At 42.4% G+C, this 18680-nt stretch carries 18 protein-coding genes, 1 rRNA gene and 1 riboswitch; of the genes, 1 reads left to right on the forward strand and 18 read right to left on the reverse strand.

Features of this window, described 5'->3' with window-relative positions:
* Positions 1-29 precede the first annotated feature (29 nt).
* From pcrB to J7J00_RS05110, 4 genes are all read right to left on the reverse strand, one after another.
* A complete protein-coding gene (pcrB, locus tag J7J00_RS05095; protein ID WP_063235730.1) occupies positions 30-713 on the reverse strand; it encodes a heptaprenylglyceryl phosphate synthase in 684 nt (227 codons plus the stop codon).
* Positions 714-933: 220 nt separating this feature from the next.
* Complete coding sequence (locus J7J00_RS05100) at positions 934-1248, reverse strand: YerC/YecD family TrpR-related protein (protein ID WP_034306094.1); 315 nt, start codon at positions 1246-1248, stop codon at positions 934-936.
* 26 nt (positions 1249-1274) lie between these two features.
* Positions 1275-2312: a DUF3048 domain-containing protein gene (locus J7J00_RS05105; protein WP_214788197.1), complete on the reverse strand. Its 1038-nt coding sequence runs from the start codon at positions 2310-2312 to the stop codon at positions 1275-1277.
* 43 nt (positions 2313-2355) lie between these two features.
* Entirely contained in the window at positions 2356-4101 is a 1746-nt protein-coding gene (locus J7J00_RS05110; protein ID WP_214788200.1) for an adenine deaminase C-terminal domain-containing protein, read from the reverse strand.
* A gap of 146 nt (positions 4102-4247) precedes the next feature.
* Between J7J00_RS05110 and J7J00_RS05115 the strand changes: the two genes are divergently transcribed.
* Positions 4248-4514 carry a YgaP-like transmembrane domain gene (locus tag J7J00_RS05115; protein WP_141992754.1) on the forward strand — a complete coding sequence of 89 codons (267 nt, stop codon included), beginning with the start codon at positions 4248-4250 and terminating at the stop codon, positions 4512-4514.
* Between the two features lie 49 nt (positions 4515-4563).
* On the opposite strand, the gene purD is transcribed toward J7J00_RS05115, so the two are convergent.
* The 14 genes from purD to rrf form a co-directional block, all read right to left on the reverse strand.
* Complete coding sequence (gene purD, locus J7J00_RS05120) at positions 4564-5838, reverse strand: phosphoribosylamine--glycine ligase (RefSeq protein WP_214788203.1); 1275 nt, start codon at positions 5836-5838, stop codon at positions 4564-4566.
* Positions 5839-5857: 19 nt separating this feature from the next.
* Positions 5858-7393, reverse strand: a complete 1536-nt coding sequence (gene purH, locus J7J00_RS05125; protein WP_214788205.1) for a bifunctional phosphoribosylaminoimidazolecarboxamide formyltransferase/IMP cyclohydrolase — start codon at positions 7391-7393, stop codon at positions 5858-5860.
* An 18-nt stretch (positions 7394-7411) separates the two neighbouring features.
* Entirely contained in the window at positions 7412-7987 is a 576-nt protein-coding gene (purN, locus tag J7J00_RS05130) for a phosphoribosylglycinamide formyltransferase (protein ID WP_144529652.1), read from the reverse strand.
* Positions 7987-9012: a phosphoribosylformylglycinamidine cyclo-ligase gene (gene purM / locus J7J00_RS05135; protein ID WP_214788208.1), complete on the reverse strand. Its 1026-nt coding sequence runs from the start codon at positions 9010-9012 to the stop codon at positions 7987-7989. The genes purN and purM overlap by 1 nt, the downstream gene beginning before the upstream one ends.
* A 42-nt stretch (positions 9013-9054) precedes the next feature.
* Complete coding sequence (purF, locus tag J7J00_RS05140; protein WP_192207627.1) at positions 9055-10470, reverse strand: amidophosphoribosyltransferase; 1416 nt, start codon at positions 10468-10470, stop codon at positions 9055-9057.
* Positions 10455-12677 carry a phosphoribosylformylglycinamidine synthase subunit PurL gene (gene purL, locus J7J00_RS05145; RefSeq protein ID WP_214788211.1) on the reverse strand — a complete coding sequence of 741 codons (2223 nt, stop codon included), beginning with the start codon at positions 12675-12677 and terminating at the stop codon, positions 10455-10457. The genes purF and purL overlap by 16 nt, the downstream gene beginning before the upstream one ends.
* On the reverse strand, positions 12661-13347 hold the full coding sequence (gene purQ / locus J7J00_RS05150) for a phosphoribosylformylglycinamidine synthase subunit PurQ (RefSeq protein ID WP_144529650.1): 687 nt from the start codon (positions 13345-13347) through the stop codon (positions 12661-12663). The genes purL and purQ overlap by 17 nt, the downstream gene beginning before the upstream one ends.
* Positions 13344-13598, reverse strand: coding sequence for a phosphoribosylformylglycinamidine synthase subunit PurS (purS, locus tag J7J00_RS05155; RefSeq protein WP_034306118.1), 255 nt, complete (start codon positions 13596-13598; stop codon positions 13344-13346). The genes purQ and purS overlap by 4 nt, the downstream gene beginning before the upstream one ends.
* Complete coding sequence (gene purC / locus J7J00_RS05160; RefSeq protein ID WP_098370357.1) at positions 13591-14310, reverse strand: phosphoribosylaminoimidazolesuccinocarboxamide synthase; 720 nt, start codon at positions 14308-14310, stop codon at positions 13591-13593. Before purC ends, purS begins: the two co-directional genes overlap by 8 nt.
* 103 nt (positions 14311-14413) lie before the next feature.
* The gene (purB, locus tag J7J00_RS05165; protein WP_214788215.1) at positions 14414-15706 is read right to left on the reverse strand and encodes an adenylosuccinate lyase; all 1293 of its coding nucleotides are present in this window, start codon (positions 15704-15706) and stop codon (positions 14414-14416) included.
* Complete coding sequence (gene purK / locus J7J00_RS05170; protein WP_214788218.1) at positions 15703-16863, reverse strand: 5-(carboxyamino)imidazole ribonucleotide synthase; 1161 nt, start codon at positions 16861-16863, stop codon at positions 15703-15705. Before purK ends, purB begins: the two co-directional genes overlap by 4 nt.
* Positions 16847-17335 carry a 5-(carboxyamino)imidazole ribonucleotide mutase gene (purE, locus tag J7J00_RS05175; RefSeq protein ID WP_098370632.1) on the reverse strand — a complete coding sequence of 163 codons (489 nt, stop codon included), beginning with the start codon at positions 17333-17335 and terminating at the stop codon, positions 16847-16849. The genes purK and purE overlap by 17 nt, the downstream gene beginning before the upstream one ends.
* A 178-nt stretch (positions 17336-17513) precedes the next feature.
* A riboswitch (purine riboswitch) is annotated at positions 17514-17615 on the reverse strand.
* Between the two features lie 74 nt (positions 17616-17689).
* The gene (locus tag J7J00_RS05180; RefSeq protein WP_396020485.1) at positions 17690-17944 is read right to left on the reverse strand and encodes an NETI motif-containing protein; all 255 of its coding nucleotides are present in this window, start codon (positions 17942-17944) and stop codon (positions 17690-17692) included.
* Between the two features lie 481 nt (positions 17945-18425).
* Positions 18426-18541, reverse strand: a 5S ribosomal RNA gene (rrf, locus tag J7J00_RS05185).
* Positions 18542-18680 lie beyond the last annotated feature (139 nt).

Below are 18680 nucleotides of genomic sequence, written 5' to 3' on the forward strand. Positions count from 1 at the left end.
TTTTAGTATACTATATTTATTACATCTTTTCATTTAACTGCCGAAACTGTTGCAAGTGCCACTTTCAAATCTTCATAAATCACATTGCCGACAACGATGACATCCGCAATCTTAGACATCTCTTTGGCTTGTTCAACCGATTTTATCCCGCCGCCATAGAATAGTACGGTATCCTCCAAACTCTCTTTGGCTGCTTCCACCATCTGGACATCGCCGTAATCACCGCTGTATTCCAAATAAAAAATCGGCAGGTTGAACATTTTTTCCGCCATCATCGCATATGCACCCACATCATCCATATCCAAATCGGTATTGGCTTTCGTCAATTGGGCCGCCTTGCACTCAGGATTCAGGATACAGTACCCTTCAACGAAAATTTCATCCCAATTCAAAAGGTATCCGTATTCCTTGACTGCTTGCTGATGCAGTTTCATCATCCAATCCGGGTTGGTGCTATTCAGGACACTCGGAATGAAATATAAATCAAACCCTGGCGTCACCGTTTCAACAGAAGAAATTTCCATCACACATGGGACGGTATATCGTCTGACACGTGCCATTAAATGAAGCACATTCTCAAGCGTGATTCCATCCGTTCCCCCGACCATTATTGCATCGGTACCGGATTCACAAACTTTTTCAAGGGCTTCATCACTTATTTCTTTATTTGGATCGAGTTTGAAAACATGTTTCCACTCGCGAAAATCGTACATTATAATCCTCCATTCACACTTCCCATTACACCATTATAGCATTAAGATTTTTCATTAAAAAAGAGAAGTATCGATAAAATGTTATTACCAAATGGAACCTCTGAATCTAAAATCCAATATAACATGGATACGGCTGAAAGACAGCCGGCAAAGAGAGTGCGGGACTCAAAGTAAAAAGCCGGGAAATGAATTCCCCGGCTTTTTATTATAATCGAAAGAATTAAGATTCAGTTGTTTCCTCAACGTTATCCTTAATACGGTTAAGAGCCATGGAATAAGCGTCATTTCCGTAATTCAAGCAGCGTTTGACCCTGGAAATCGTAGCCGTGCTTGCACCCGTTTCCGTTTCGATTTTATGATAGGTTTTCCCTTCTTCAAGCATGCGGGCTACTTCAAGACGCTGTGCCAGTGATGAAATTTCATTAACTGTGCATAAATCATCAAAAAATCGATAGCATTCGTCCAAATCACGCAAGGAAAGGATCGACTTAAACAGCTGATCCGTTTCTTTTCCTCTCAACTTATCAATTTGCATGTTACTCCCCCTCAATTTCATGGGTATCAAAATGAGACGTCTCTTACTAAACCAGGTTCATCCGGAATAATATTGACCCAAGTTTTCCCTGGAATCAACCCTACTTCTTTATCGTTTTTCACTGGTATAATCCGACCATCCTTATTAACCCATTCTACTTCATTCGCTTTTCCTTTTTGAAGTAAATAACCTTTTCCGCCACTTTTCAAGTCGATTTTACGACGACCTTTATCGTCGATCACTTGATGAGCAGCCTCAATGATCAATATATTATCCAGTAAAATAGGTTTATTCGATTTATGCTCGACTGTTTGCTCTCCATTCGAATAACGTTTATATTTCTCTTCCGTGGCTTCGTATTCATACTGAACATCATACTCGTCTGATCCGTAGGAAACCTCGGTTTTCAATGCCGGTTCCCCTTGAAGGCCAGCCGCCTCTTCCTTTGTAAGGAAGGCATAAGGCTCCGGTGCACCATTCATCTCATATCCCTTTTCCTTCGCACCTTTTTGGATATCCTCAAAGGAGGTGTAGGAATTATGCGGTGCTTTTCGATCTGCCGAACGTTGAAACAAAGTACCATCATAATATAATCCGTTCAAGTTATCAATATACCCTTTGTCCAGCATGGCTTTTGCCTCGGGGCTATTCCCATGACAGACATAGATGCAATCAAGGCCTTTAGCCAATTCGATATAATAGTCCCTTGCACTCCGAATCGGACCGATTTGGCTTGGCATTTCACTTTGGAAGATAGCTAAAAATCTGGTTATGTCACCTTCTGCAAGCATTTCGTAGACCATATCGGCTTCAGAGAGGCCCGATTGTGGGCGTGCTTCTGGATGATTATTAATCATCACTGCTACAGCCCTTTGCTCACTGCCTGCATCGGTGGCTATACCTGTAAGTGGAAACTCATTGGAAGGTTCATTTTTCACATCTGTATTTTTGATGACAGCTTGGTCTTTCGGCTTACTGTCATCCGATGCAGGATCTTCTTTCGTAGAACAGCCTGCCAGCAGTAAAATAGCAATAACCATGAAAAGAACTCTCTTAAAATTCATCTTTCCACTCCTCTGATTTATTAGCCATTTCTTCTCTTATATTTTAACGCATTATAGTGGGAAAGAGTATAGTTTTATTCATTACATCATATACTCCTCGCTGGGTTAGCCTTATATATGGCAGATGGGTTGTCGAAAAGAATGAAAGGGTGTACACAGGATCGGCGAAGCGATAACCTCTCTCTCGCAGCAAATGTTTCAATTCATTTTCTTCTTCTATCAGTTCAGGAACCTCCTTGGTGGACATGACTCCCTTTAATTTCAGAGGAAGTTCATGGATCACCTTGCCTTGTTCCGTTAAAATGATTCCACCGCCGATTTCCTTCAGCCGGTTAAATGCCAAATACATATCCTTTTTCCTTTTACCGATTAGTATGATATCACCTGTATTTGTATAAGAGCCAGCAAAGCCACACAATTTGTCCGCAAACCCTTTTAATATCGTATTGATGCGCCATTTCCCTTCCCGATCGATAAGCATGAAAAAGCATTCATCATCCTCAAAGTTAAGTTCTTCATACCCAACATCATTGGAAAGGGAGTACGGTTTCGTAATGACATTATTGACCAATTCAATCCCAAACGGCATGGAAAACTCAAAATCTTCCTTTAAACTAAGATCCCAATCAAGATCAAGTGGTTTAAAATCGAAATCACTCCATTCGATTTGCTGTTTATCCGGAATGATTTCACCATCCCTTTTAACCCATTTTCCTTTTGCCATTACCGAAACCGGTGCTGGTTCCTTTACATCGGTCAGGAAGTTGATGTTAGCTACCCTTCCAGTGGCTATATTGCCATGAAGGTATTCAATGTTATAATATCGTGCAATGTTGATAGTTGCCATATTGTATGCATCGATAACCGGAACGCCATTTTCTATCGCTATTTTGATCAGGCAGTCTATGAAACCACCTTCATAAAAGGATGGCGGCGATCCATCTGTCGTATAAAAGAATTTGTCATAATGATCGATGCCCAGTTCATGGATTTCCTGTATCATCTTTGGTAAATCAGGCCGGATCGAAGAATGTCTTAACGATACATAATAGCCCTGCAGCAAGCGCGACATGACTTCATCACCTGTCATTGCCTCATGATCACAATCGGCGCCGAACAGGGTCATTTTTGCTAAAGTCTTCTCTGAAGCACCTGGAAAGTGTCCTTCTATTTTCTTCCTCATACGCTTGGCTTCCTGGATCCAGTGCAGCATCATGTCATCCCCATCGAGAAGCTTCGGCCATCCAGTTAGTTCCCCGCCCTGTAATACGGCATCATGCTCCAGCCATGATTTAACGGCCCCGTGGGAAAAGACCATATCTTCATCGATCAATTCCGTTTGTCCGTCAAAACGGCTCCACCAATACATTGTTACAGGAATGTTACGTAATTCTTTCAAAAGAGAAAACGCTTTCTTTTTATCTAACTGCAATAGAAACGGCAAGTTATCATTGATCAATGTCGTTGTGCCAAAATGAGATGCATAACGTGAAAAAGAAAGGGGATTATATAATTGAGAAGGGTGTGAATGCGGCTCAATATAACCCGGGACTAAGTACTGGTTTGTACAGTCTACCATTTCACAGCGGTCTATATTATCAGGAAGCTTATCGCCGACATATACGATGCGATCATCATATATCCATATATTCGCTTTTACCCATTTTCGTAATGCCTGGTTTAAATAAGTCGTATTTTTAAGCAGAATGTGTGGTGCCCTATTGCCATCCAGCACATCTATATGTTCTCTTAGATGTTTATTTTTCCATCTATAGCGCTGTTCAAGCATAAACATTCCCCCATAATTTTATAGAAACAGATGTATGAAAAAAACCATTTTCAATCCAATTTTATTTCATAGTAACATACTTGCCTCATTAGAACAGTAATGTTAACCAGAATATTGTTAAATTTTTGTGAAGGGATGGACTTTAAGTGAAGTTTAAACAAAATATCAGTATAATAAATGCATTAATGCGAATAACCTGTGGTTTTACATTGCTAACATGGGCTATGGCTAAAATGGTAAAAAAACCATGGAAAAACCAATCTTATATATTTGTGGTCATGCTTTCTGCCATGAAAATAGGCGAAGGCATTCTCCGATATTGCCCTGTTGTCGATGCAATGGAAAACGGACAAAACTTAATGAAAAATGAACCAAAACAGGAGAATCACACTAATCAATCTGATTCATATTAAGTTTTTTCTAAAGAAGAAGCTGACTCCGCTTAGAGTCAGCTTCTTTATATTATGATGAAAAATTGTATTTTATTGCACGGTAGCCAATATCCGTTCGCCAGAATAAGCCGTCTTTCTCAATATGCCCTAACTCTTTATATACTTCAGCTTGGGCAGAAGCCAAATCTTTCCCTTTTGCAGCAACCAGAAGTACACGTCCGCCATTCGAGATGAAATTCCCCTCACTATCGAGAGCCGTTCCAGCATGGTAAACATGGGCGTTCGGATCAATCTTTTCCAAGCCTTTAATGATAGAACCCTTTTTATATTCCCCTGGATATCCATCAGCTGCGACGACCACTCCAAGAACGGCCTCTTCATGCCACTCAAGTTCTAAATCCTCTCCAGAAAGAACCGCTTCAAGCGTATCTACGAAATCTGTTTTTAGGCGCGGTAAAACAACTTGCGTTTCCGGATCGCCAAAACGGGCATTGAACTCAATGACTTTTGTGCCTTTTTCAGTAGCGATCAACCCGGCATATAATATTCCTGTAAAACTCCGATTCTCCGAAATCATCGCATTTACCGTGGGCTTAAGAATTGTTTCGACTGCAGTCTGAATCATTTCATCGGAAATTTGCGGCACCGGTGAGTATGCACCCATTCCACCTGTGTTCGGACCCCGATCTCCATCAAAAACCCGCTTATGATCTTGAGCAATGACCATCGGATACACTTTTTCCCCATTTACGAATGCCATCAATGAAAATTCCTCGCCATCAAGGAATTCCTCTATAACGACTTTGGCAGATGCTTTCCCGAACTTTGCCCCGACTAGCATATCATGGATGGCGTCTAACGCCTCTTCCATCGTCATGGCAACTACGACACCTTTTCCTGCAGCCAAACCATCCGCTTTAATGACGATGGGTGCACCCATTTTTTCGATATATGCCTTTGCTGAATCATAATCAGAAAATGTTTCATATTCTGCTGTCGGAATGCTGTAGTTCTTCATTAAATCTTTAGCAAAGGATTTACTCCCCTCGATGACTGCAGCACGGCCATTAGGGCCAAATACCTGTAATCCTGCCTCCGTAAAATCATCGGCAAGTCCATTCAACAATGGGGTTTCGGGCCCGATCACGGTTAATGAAACTGCATTCTTCTTGGCAAAGGCAACCAAATCCCCGTGATTGTTTTCATCAATCGGAACAAGAGTCGCTACATCGGTCATCCCTGGATTTCCCGGTGCTGCAAAAACAGTCCCAACCCGTTTACTTTCAAATAGTTTGCGGGCTATGGCATGCTCCCTGCCGCCCCGGCCAATTACTAATACATTCATTATCGCACCTCATTTTTGATTAATGTTTAAAGTGACGAATTCCTGTAAACACCATCGTAATCCCATATTCATCAGCTTTCTTGATTGAATCCTCATCTTTAACAGATCCACCAGGCTGAATGATTGCCGTGACGCCCGCTTTCGCTGCCGCTTCTACAGTATCATCCATTGGGAAGAAAGCATCTGATGCCAATGCACTTCCTGTTGCTCTTTCCCCAGCTTGTTCCAGAGCAATTTTTGCAGCTCCCACACGGTTCATTTGACCTGCGCCAACACCTAATGTCATTTGATCGTTACTAACCACTATTGCATTCGACTTGACATGTTTCACGATTTTCCAGCCAAGCTCCATGGCTTTCCACTCTTCGGGGGTAGGCTCACGTTTCGTTGCCACTTTTATCTCAGCATCCTTTAAGCTATGTGCATCCCGATCTTGAATAAGTAATCCGCCTTCAATGGATGTCAATTTGCGTTCAGGCTTTTTAACCGCGTCGAAGTCGATCGTTAATAAACGAAGGTTTTTCTTGCTTGTCAATACTTCCACTGCCTCTTGTGTAAACCCAGGAGCAATGATGATTTCAAGGAAAATTTCATGAAGCTTCTCCGCAGTCCCCTTATCAACTTCACGGTTCAAAGCGATGATTCCGCCGAAAATGGAAGTGGCATCTGCCTCATAAGCTTTTTCATATGCTTCCAAAATGGTCGCACCGACACCGACGCCGCAAGGATTCATATGTTTGACTGCAACGGCAGCCGGCTCATTGAATTCTTTAACGATTTGAAGTGCTGCATCAGCATCATTAATGTTGTTGTATGAAAGTTCTTTTCCATGTAATTGATTCGCTTCTGCAATTGAGAAAACGGAACCAAGCGGTTTTTTATAAAATGCGGCTTTTTGATGTGGATTTTCTCCATAACGAAGCGACTGTTTCAATTCATAGGTAACAGTCAATGATTCAGGATTTTCTTCATCGGCAAGCTCTGTCATATACTCTGAAATAACGGCATCATATGCTGCTGTATGGCGGAAAACTTTTGCAGCCAGGCGGCGATTCGTGGTTTTTGATACCCCGCCGTTTTGTTTCAGTTCAGCCAATACGGTAGGATAATCATTGGAATCAACGATAACAGTCACATATTCGTGGTTTTTAGCAGAAGAACGAAGCATTGTCGGTCCACCGATATCAATGTTTTCAATAGCATCTTCCACAGTGACTTCCGGTTTGGAAATAGTCGCTTGGAATGGATATAGGTTCACACAGACAAGTTGAATGGGTTCAATATTATGCTCTGCAAGCTGTGCTGCGTGACTTTTGTCATCATGTTTTGCCAACACTGCGCCATGGACATTCGGGTGAAGTGTTTTAACACGACCATCCAATATTTCCGGGAAACCGGTGACGTCACTGATTCCAATTACCTCAATACCATTATCCTGCAGCGTTTTTTTGGTACCGCCTGTAGAAATGATTTCAAAACCTGCTTCAATTAAACCTTGAGCAAATTCTACGATACCTGTTTTATCCGATACACTAATTAATGCACGTTTCTTCATGTTATGTTGGTCCCTCCATTAAGTAAGTTTCTTGTGGCATAGATCCTGCAAAACTGACGGATACAAGTCATGCTCCATTTCCTGAATCCTTTTTTGAAGGATGTCTTTCGTATCCCCCTCAAGAATTGGCACCGCCTTTTGGGCAATGACCGGTCCTGTGTCCATTCCATCATCGACATAATGAACCGTTACCCCCGTTTCCTTCACTCCGGCGTCAAAAGCCTGGCCAATTGCATCCTTGCCTGGAAAACTAGGCAGAAGTGAAGGGTGGATGTTCACAATCCTCTGTGAATACTTTTGTAATAACGTCGGACCGATCAAACGCATATAACCAGCCAGAATGATAAATTCTATCTCATACTGGCGAAGTTTTTCGAGGATTTCCGATTCATACTCAGTCTTGTTCGAGTAATTCTTCGCAGAAAAGGAGAATGAATCAATCTTCTCAAGCTTAGCTCTCTCAAGCACATATGCATCTTCACGATCGCAAACGACAAGACAGATTTCCGCCTCTAACTTTCCACTTTTTATTGCTTCAGCAATTGATTGAAAATTACTACCGTTACCTGATGCAAAGACAGCAAGGCGTTTCATTATTTGAACGACACTCCATTTCCATCCATAACCGTTCCAATAACTGAGGCTTCTTCACCGCAAGAACGTAGGTGTGCTAGCACATCGGATGCCACTTCTTTTTTCACGACGGCCGTCATTCCAATTCCCATATTGAAGATATTGAACATTTCCTCTTTTACAAGGTTCCCTTTTTCTTCAAGAAATGAGAATATAGTTGGAATTTCCCAGCTTCCGAGCTCGATTTCAACACCGCATCCTTCAGGAAGAATACGCGGAATATTCTCGATGAATCCCCCACCAGTGATATGGGCAAGACCATTAACCTCAAATTTTTCCAACGTCGATAAAACTGACTTCACATAGATTTTTGTCGGTTTTAATAATTCCTCTCCCAACTTGCAATCCAGTTCCGGTACGAAGTCATGAAGCCCCATACCTGAGTCTTCAAGAAGGATTTTACGAACAAGGGAATACCCATTACTGTGGATGCCGCTTGAAGCGAGTCCAATAACGACGTCACCTGCCGAGATTGCTTCACCAGTAATTAGACGTGATTTTTCAACGGCACCTACAGTAAAACCTGCAACATCGTATTCTTCCGTTTCGTACATGCCAGGCATTTCAGCCGTTTCTCCGCCGATTAAAGCACAGCCCGCCTGCTCACAGCCATCTGCAATTCCTTTGACGATCATTTCAATTCGTTCAGGATCTGCTTTACCGCAGGCAATATAATCTAAAAAGTATAAAGGTGCAGCACCTTGAACGACAACATCATTGACGCACATAGCTACACAATCCACTCCAATTGTATCGTGTTTATCCATCATGAAAGCCAACAAAAGTTTTGTACCCACTCCATCCGTACCTGAAATGAGCACAGGTTCTTTAAGGTTCAAGGAAGATAAATCAAACATGCCGCCGAAACCGCCCAGACCATTCATTACTTCTGGACGAAATGTGCGCTTTACATGTTTTTTCATTCGATTTACCGCTTCATAACCAGCCTCAATATCCACACCAGCCTGTTTATATGCATTAGCCATTTGAAATCCTCCTCCGAAAATCAATCATCATTGCCGACTTGATTAACATTTTGTTTTTTCTCGTTCGTATTCAAAAATTTCAGTCGGATAATTTCCAGTGAAACAAGCTAGGCATGAACCGCGCGTTTCTCCAGGAAACGGTCGTCCAATTGCTTCGACCATACCTTCGACACTTAAAAAAGTTAAGGAATCAGCACCGATGATTTCCCTTATTTCCTCCACCGATTTAGAGCTCGCAATCAGTTCTTCCTTTTTAGACGTGTCTATGCCATAAAAACATGGATTCTTGATCGGTGGTGAGCTGATTACTACATGAACTTCTTTCGCTCCGGCATCTTTTAACATGCGGACAATCCTTCTGCTCGTTGTCCCACGGACGATTGAATCATCAACCATTATGACCCGCTTACCTTCCACTACCCCTCTTACAGGTGATAGTTTCATCTTCACGCCTTGTTCACGCAGACTTTGTGATGGCTGAATGAACGTCCGTCCAACATACCGGTTTTTTATTAAACCCATTTCATAGGGAATGCCTGCAGCTTCAGCATAGCCAATCGCTGCCGAAATGCTGGAATCAGGTACGCCTGTAACTACATCTGCTTCAATTTTGGTTTCCAGTGCCATTTGCTTGCCAAGGTTTTTCCGTGCCGTATGGACATTGATACCATCAATGTTGCTATCCGGACGGGAGAAATACACGTACTCCATCGTGCACATTGCCTGTTGACTGGAAAGCGAAAAGTACTCGGATGTGATTCCCTCATCATTAATGACAACGAGTTCACCCGGCTCAATATCGCGGATGAATTCTGCACCTACAATATCAAGGGCACATGTTTCTGATGCAGCAAAATATGCATCGCCTATTTTCCCTAAGGAAAGTGGACGGAAGCCATGCGGATCTCTTGCCATGATCATTTGGTTTTCGGTCATGATGACAAAGGCATAGGCTCCCTTCAGCATGCTTAAACTGTTCTTCACGGAATCTCTTACATCCGAGTAGCCGGAGCGTTTAATCAGATGTGCCAGAACTTCCGTGTCAGATGTCGTTTGAAAAATGCTTCCCTGTCCTTCAAGCTGTGCTTTTAACTGATGGGCATTGACGATATTTCCATTATGGGCAAGAGCCAGCCCTCCTGTATGCGAATTGAACAAGAAAGGCTGAACATTTTGATACCCGCCGCCGCCTGCCGTTGTATAACGGACATGGCCGATTGCCGCTTTTCCGGTACCGGAAAGTGCCTGCATTTTTTCGGCAGTGAATATCTCTGTGACAAGTCCTTCGCCCTTAGAGATGGACATCTGCTCACCATCCGTCACGACGATGCCTGCTCCCTCTTGACCACGATGTTGCAAGCTATGCAAACCGTAGTATGCAAGCTGTGCAGCATCCGGATGTCCCCAGACTCCAACAACACCACACTCTTCGTTTAGGCTTCTTATTTCAGCAAGCATGGTATGGCTCCCTTCCAAGCTGTTTGTAAATCTTCAACGTCCGCTTCCAATATTTCGTTATCACTGCTTGTCTCCACGACTAATTTATTATCAGCCGTTACTGAACCTATGCATATCGCATCTTCAACAAGTGCTTCAAATGCCGCTTGGTTTTCAGGATTGATGGACAGTAAGAATCGTGATTGCGTTTCACTGAATAATTCGGATACCGGTTCGCCGGATATATTCACTTTTGCCCCAAGTTTGCTAGCCCCGAATAAAGATTCAGCTAAAGCCACTGCCAAACCGCCTTCCGAAAGGTCATGGGCTGATGCAACAAGTCCTTTTTGGATTGCAGTTAGAATTTGCTGCTGACGTTCTTGTTCAATGGCCAAATCAAGTTCTGGAGCGCGTCCAAAGATTTTACCCTCAAGCATTTTCTGTAATTCACTGCCTCCAAATTCAACCTTCGCTTCGCCGACCACATAAATCAAATCGGATTCATTTTTAAAGGTTTGTGTAGTGATGTGCTGAAGGTCACTGACAAGACCAACCATCCCAACTACAGGTGTCGGATAAATCGCTTCACCATTCGTTTCATTGTAAAGGGAGACATTTCCGCCAATTACAGGAGTACTTAAACTTCTGCAAGCTTCACTCATACCGTCTGCCGCTTTTTCCAATTGCCAAAATATTTCAGGTTTTTCCGGATTCCCAAAATTCAAGCAATCCGTAATCGCCAAAGGCTCTGCACCCGAGCAAATGATGTTACGGGCAGCTTCAGCCACTGCGATTTTGCCACCTGTTTCAGGATCTAAATAAATAAAGCGGGAGTTGCAATCCGTCGTCATGGCAAGGGCCTTATTCGTACCCCGAACACGCACTACCGCTGCATCCGATCCAGGTGAGACGACTGTATTCGTGCGGACCATGTAATCATATTGGTCGTAGACCCATTCCTTACTCGAAATAGTCGGTTGCTTCAATAGTGATACCAATGTTTCTTTATAATCTCCAATGACTGGCACTTCTGCGGTCATGCTTTGGAAGTCACGGAAATATTGCGGTTCTGCAGATGGCTTGTGATAAATCGGAGCTTCTTCAGCCAATGCATCAACCGGAACCTCAGCAACGATTTCACCTTGATGGGAAAGTGTTAGATTTTTGTCATCCGTTACTTCTCCAACAGCAACCGCCTCTAGGTCATATTTCGTAAACAAGTCAACGATTTCCTGTTCGCGTCCTTTAGTTACAACGATCAGCATCCGCTCTTGTGATTCAGAAAGCATCATTTCATAAGCTGTCATTCCTGTTTCACGCTGCGGTACCAAATCAAGATTCATTTTTATCCCTGATCCAGCTTTACTCGCCATCTCGGCAGATGAGCTTGTAAGACCCGCTGCTCCCATATCCTGAATACCAACAAGGGCATCATTTTGAATCAATTCAAGGCATGCTTCCAAAAGCAGTTTCTCCATGAATGGATCGCCTACTTGTACGGCAGGCCGTTTTTCTTCCGAAGACTCTGATAGTTCTTCAGATGCAAATGTTGCTCCATGAATTCCATCACGTCCAGTTTTGGCACCCACATACATCACTGTGTTGCCTACTCCATGCGCTTGGCCTTTTTTAATGTCCTTATGATCGATCAAACCTACACACATGGCATTGACTAGAGGATTCCCTTCATACGATGGATCAAATTGTATTTCTCCGCCGACAGTTGGAATACCGATACAATTTCCGTATCCTGCAATCCCGGCAACCACTTCTTTAAATAAATATTTCACGCGATCATTGTCTAACTCACCAAAGCGAAGCGAGTTCAACATCGCAATCGGACGGGCACCCATGGAGAAGACATCACGGATAATACCGCCGACACCAGTAGCAGCACCTTGATAAGGTTCTATTGCCGAAGGGTGGTTATGACTTTCAATTTTAAAAACGACAGCCTGATCGTCACCGATATCAACGATACCTGCACCTTCACCAGGACCTTGTAGCACTTTCTCCCCTGTAATCGGGAACTTCCTTAAGATGGGTTTCGAATTTTTGTAGGAACAATGCTCTGACCACATAACCGAAAACAATCCAGTTTCCGTATAATTCGGCAGTCTGCCTAAGATTTTCTCCACCATTGCAAATTCATCATCGGATAGTCCCATAGTTGCGTACAAACGATCCGATTTAATTTTTTCCGGACTTGGTTCAAGCTGTAATAACATGTGATTCCCTCCAGTTTTTTACGATGGATTGAAAAATCTTTAAGCCGTCTTTACTGCCAAGCAGCGAATCAACAGCACGTTCGGGATGAGGCATCATTCCGAGGACATTTCCTTTTTCATTTGTAATTCCCGCTATCTGTTCCAAGCTTCCGTTTGGATTTTCACCATCATACGTGAACAAGATGCGGTTATTTCGTTTTAATTCAGCCAATGTCTCATTATCGCAGTAGTAATTCCCTTCACCATGGGCAACCGGGATCGTAATCGTTTCATTTAATTCATATCCTGTCGTGAACATCGATTGATTATTTTCAACCTTCAGTCCTACATTGCGGCAAATGAATTTCAAGCCTTCATTACGGCGCATCGCTCCAGGTAAAAGTCCTGCTTCAAGTAAAATCTGAAAACCATTGCAGACACCCAAGACAGGCTTTCCTGCTTGTGCAGCTTTTACGACTTCGGCCATTACATTCGAAAATCGTGCAATTGCTCCAGAGCGTAAATAGTCTCCATAAGAGAAACCTCCTGGAAGGAGAATCCCATCATACTGATCTAGATTGTCTGTAGAGTGCCAAACATACTCCACTTCTTCCCCCAGTGCATCCTTTATCGCATGGTACATATCGACATCACAATTGGAACCAGGGAAAACTATGACAGCAAATTTCATTGGGTAATAACCTCCTCAACATCATAACGGTAAGCTTCAATTACCGTATTGGCCAATAGTTTTTCACACATTTCCTTCACAAGTTGATCTAAATCACGATCCGTATCTTTAATTGTAAGTTCAATGTATTTCCCCACTCGAACATCACTAACTTCGTTATATGTCAAGCTATGAAGTGATTGTTGCACTGCTGCTCCCTGTGGATCTAGTACACTTTCGCGTAGTGTGATATATACCTTAACCTTATACATGTTGAGTGCCCTCCAACTTTGCTAGTATTTTTTCGTAAGCATCTGTTAAACTTCCTAAATCACGGCGGAATACATCTTTGTCTAACTTTTCGTTCGTGTTAATATCCCATAATCGGCAAGTATCAGGTGAAATTTCATCTGCCAGCAAAATGTCTCCATTCGGGGTTTTACCGAACTCTAATTTAAAATCAATCAATTTAATGTCCAACTCTTTAAAGAAGGAAGTTAAGACGATACTGATCTCTTGTGCTTTTTCTTTTAAAATCGCTACATCTTCCTTGCTTGCAAGTTCCAATTCTTCAATATGGTCTTCCGTTAACAGAGGATCGCCGAGCTCGTCGTCTTTATAGTAGAACTCAATCAGCGTTTTCTTTAGCGGCTGGCCTTCTTCAATGCCAGTCCTTTTGGAAAAACTGCCGGCAGCCGTATTTCTGACAACGACTTCAAGCGGAATGATGGATACCCTCTTTACTAGCTGCTCCCGGTCGGAAAGCATTTCAATAAAATGGGACGGGATATTTTCTTGGGCAAGCTTTGAAAATAGTAAGCTAGTAATTTGATTATTCAACTTACCTTTTCCGGCAATCTCTGACTTCTTCTCACCATTGAACGCTGTTGCCGAATCCTTGTATTCCACCCATACTATTTCACTGTTGTCCGTTGCAAAAATCTGTTTCGCTTTTCCTTCATACAACAATTCTCGTTTTTCCATCTGTCCAGACCCCCACATTGTGAATATTATGAATCTTCCTGCCATTGGTCAGGCTTGGCAAACATATCACCGTTTAGAGGTGCCATGTTTGCCGCCTTCACTTTTATAAACCTAAACGATCAAAGATTACATCAACATTTTTCAGGTGATGTGTAGGATCGAAACAATCATCAAGTTCTTCTTTCGTAAGCAAGCTTGTGATTTTATCATCCTTTTCGATCAGGCTTCTGAATGGAACCTGAAGCTCCCATGCTTCCATCGCTTTCGGCTGAACCGTATCATAAGCTTCTTCACGGACAAGCCCTTTATCGATAAGGGAAAGCAGTACACGTTGTGAGAAAATCAATCCAAGCGTACGGTCCATATTGCGTTTCATATTTTCTGGATAAACGGTCAAGTTCTTCACTATATTGCTGAAACGGTTCAGCATGTAGTTTAATGCGATCGTTGCATCCGGCAAGATGATGCGCTCAGCAGAAGAATGGGAAATGTCACGTTCATGCCATAATGGCACATTCTCATATGCTGTCAACATGTAACCGCGGATTACACGAGCCATGCCCGTCATATTTTCAGAACCGATTGGATTCCGTTTATGAGGCATTGCCGAAGATCCTTTTTGTCCTTTTGCAAAGAATTCTTCCACTTCGCGTGTTTCACTTTTTTGCAAGCCGCGAATTTCCACTGCGAACTTTTCAATGGATGTCGCTATTAAAGCCAATGTGCTCATATAATGTGCGTGGCGATCGCGCTGCAATGTTTGTGTTGAAATTGGCGCTGCTTCAAGGCCAAGCTTTTCACAAACGAATTTTTCAACGAACGGGTCAATGTTAGCGTAAGTTCCGACAGCTCCAGAGATTTTCCCAACCTCTATGTTCTTTCTTGCTTCTTCAAAACGTTCGACATTGCGTTTCATTTCTTGATACCAAAGAGCCAGTTTCAACCCAAAAGTGGTCGGCTCAGCATGAACTCCATGTGTACGCCCCATTTGAACCGTGTATTTATGTTCTTTCGCTTTATTTTTCAGGATCTCCACGAAGTTATTTAAATCCTTGGCAAGGATCTCATTCGCTTGCTTTATCACATATGAAAGAGCTGTATCCACCACATCAGTGGAAGTCAGTCCGTAATGGACCCATTTCCGTTCTTCACCTAACGTTTCAGAAACCGCACGTGTAAAAGCAACAACATCGTGGCGTGTATCTTTTTCGATTTCATTGATACGGTCCACATCGAATGTGGCATTTTCACGAAGAAGCTTCACATCTTCTTTTGGAATGACACCTAGCTCAGACCATGCTTCACAAGCTAAGATTTCAACTTCTAACCACGCATTAAAGCGGTTCTTTTCTGTCCAAATGTTTCCCATCTCTGGGCGGGTATAACGTTCAATCATTTTACTTCCTCCGTTTCAACCTGTTGATTCCATATTTTGCTTCGATCACTTTCCAAAAGAGCTTCCTCAATCGTTGGACGTAAAATATTCACATGACCCATTTTCCGCTTAATCTTGGCTTCTTTCTTACCGTAAAGGTGAACCTTCCAATCTGAAAGCGTCGGAATTTCATCCATTAAAGGCCCGATATGCTCGCCAAGGATGTTTATCATTACCACAGGCTTCAATAACGCCGTATTTCCGAGCGGCCAATTGCATACAGCCCTTATATGCTGTTCGAACTGTGAAGTCTCACATGCTTCCATTGTATAATGGCCTGAGTTATGAGGTCTTGGCGCTAATTCATTAATGATGATCTCATCCTGAGCGGTTAAAAACATCTCGACTGCCAATGTCCCCACCAAATCAAGTTTCTCTGCAAGCTGCAAAGCTTCATTAATAGCTTTCCGTTCAGCTTGTTGACTAATACGGGCGGGAACAATACTTTTATGAAGAATGTTTTCAATATGAATGTTTTCCGCAATCGGAAAATGACTTGCCTCTCCATTTGCCTTGCGCGTCACGATAATGGAGATTTCTTTTACGAAAGGAATCCAGGCTTCCAGCACACATTTACCTGTTTTGAGCAGGGATTCAGCCTTTTTGATATCGGCTTCTTCCTTAATGACCAATTGCCCTTTTCCATCATAACCGCCCCGCGTCGTTTTTAACACACTAGGGTACCCTAATTTCTCTATATGAAGGTAAATTTCTGAAATATCCTGTATTTCCTGATATGGAGCAACGGAAGCTCCCGCATCAGATATGGCTTTTTTTTCCGTCAATCTATCCTGTGTCAGCTTTAATAATTCTGAGCCCTGTGGAAGAAATGCATGTTGCTTTAACCAATCCAGGGCTTCTGAACTGATATTTTCAAACTCGTATGTTATGACGTCACTGACCTCAGCTAATCTTTTCAATGCTTCGATATCATCATAAGCACCAGTGATTTCAATATCCGCCACTTGGGCACATGGACCTTCTGCAGTCGGCTCAAGGACTGCTATCTTAAAGCCAGATGCCTTAGCCGATAAGGCCATCATCCTGCCCAATTGCCCACCGCCGATTATTCCAATGGTCTGTCCCGGTAAAATGACTGTATTATTTAAGTTGTTCACTGCTCTGTAACACCTTTTCTCTGGTTTCGTTTCTTAAAGCCTCTAACCTATCAGCAATGTCAGAATCAAAAGCTGCTAATATTTGAGCCGCAAACAAACCGGCATTGACTGCGCCCGCTTTTCCGATCGCAACCGTTGCAACCGGTACGCCACCAGGCATTTGAACAATCGATAATAACGAATCCATCCCATTTAATGCCTTCGACTGTATTGGCACGCCTATCACAGGGACAATCGTTTTAGCGGCGGTCATACCTGGAAGATGTGCAGCCCCGCCTGCTCCGGCAATAATCACTTTAATATCTCTCTCTTTTGCACTCTCTGCATATTCAAATAGTAAATCCGGCGTCCGGTGGGCAGAAACGACTCTTTTTTCATAGGGAATCTCAAGCTGTTCCAATGATTCACAAGCGTATTTCATCGTTTCCCAATCCGAGACACTTCCCATAATAACCCCAACTTGCGGTTTCATATCATCTTTCCCTCCAACACTCATATTATGGCGTCCTGAGTATGCAGACGGACGCTTATCATTATCTATAACATGTAAATAAAAAAACCGGACAGGATGCTTCCTCATCGAGAAAGCAACCTGTCCGGAAAAGAAAGCCTTTTTGAAAAAGTACAAAAAGACTTGGCTAGTTTCCGAAATAGTCAGATGCTTTTCTCATAGTCCGATGATTTACGGTCATCAGGTAGAAACTTTTGGGCCATATCCCCATGATTATATGAGATGTATTAATGTAACTTCATCTTACCTTCCGGTCATTTTAATGTCAAGTTAAAATCGAATATTTTTACACGATATTAATTAATCGTTCGTGTTTTACTCAATTAATTTTGCTTCGAATACAATTTTCCGATCAACTGGCACATATTGGACTTTGCCATTCTCAATTTTCTCGGCAAAGATAGGCTCCTCCGTCCGCCTTACAGGAAAGTATCCTGCCGCTTTAATTCGATCTAAACATGCATCGATCGTCTCGCCCTCGATGACTTCAAACTTTTCCTTACTCTTTTTACTCACAATACCGATCCCTTCCATAACTCTATTTTGTCTGTCTTCTTCCTTAGCATCCAACTTGCATTATTAAGTTCTTCATCAACAATAAATTCTTCCTAGTATAATGAAAAGAACAAGTAAAGACAAGAATACATTTTAAAAAAGTATTTTCATCATAATTGAAAATTCCATAATGCCTCAAATTATGATATCCCTGTCTTCAGTTAAAGCCCTACGCTCATAAATTATGCATCCCCTTCATTATCCTACCCTTCTCCCCCTCTGATTTACTATAGCCTGATTCATGAAATTAACCATTGCTCCATGATCGGTACATATTCGTATCTTTCTCCCATGAATTACTTCAATTCAAGTGTTAACGATAGGTCGAATTAAATAGGATCCAGGCCAATTTTTCCAATTTTGGTTGCAATTAATAGTCTGCGGGTATATCTATTTCGTTTCAGGTCGACTAGATTAGTCTACATCACTTCTCCCTGAAAGCTGAAAGTATATCAACACAAAAAAAGACCAGCCGGATGGCTGATCTTTTTAAATGGCTTGGCGGCGTCCTACTCTCACAGGGGGAAACCCCCAACTACCATCGGCGCTGAAGAGCTTAACTGCCGTGTTCGGAATGGGAACGGGTGTGACCTCTTCGCTATCGCCACCAAACATAAAAGGAACGTTGTTCCTTCAAAACTAGATAATAAGAAGGTATTTCATTTTTTTAAAAGCGTTGGTTAAGTCCTCGATCTATTAGTATCAGTCAGCTCCACATGTCGCCACGCTTCCACCTCTGACCTATCAACCT

This window comes from Bacillus sp. ISL-4, assembly GCF_018613275.1.
GTDB classification, from domain to species: Bacteria; Bacillota; Bacilli; order Bacillales; family DSM-1321; genus Peribacillus; species Peribacillus simplex_E.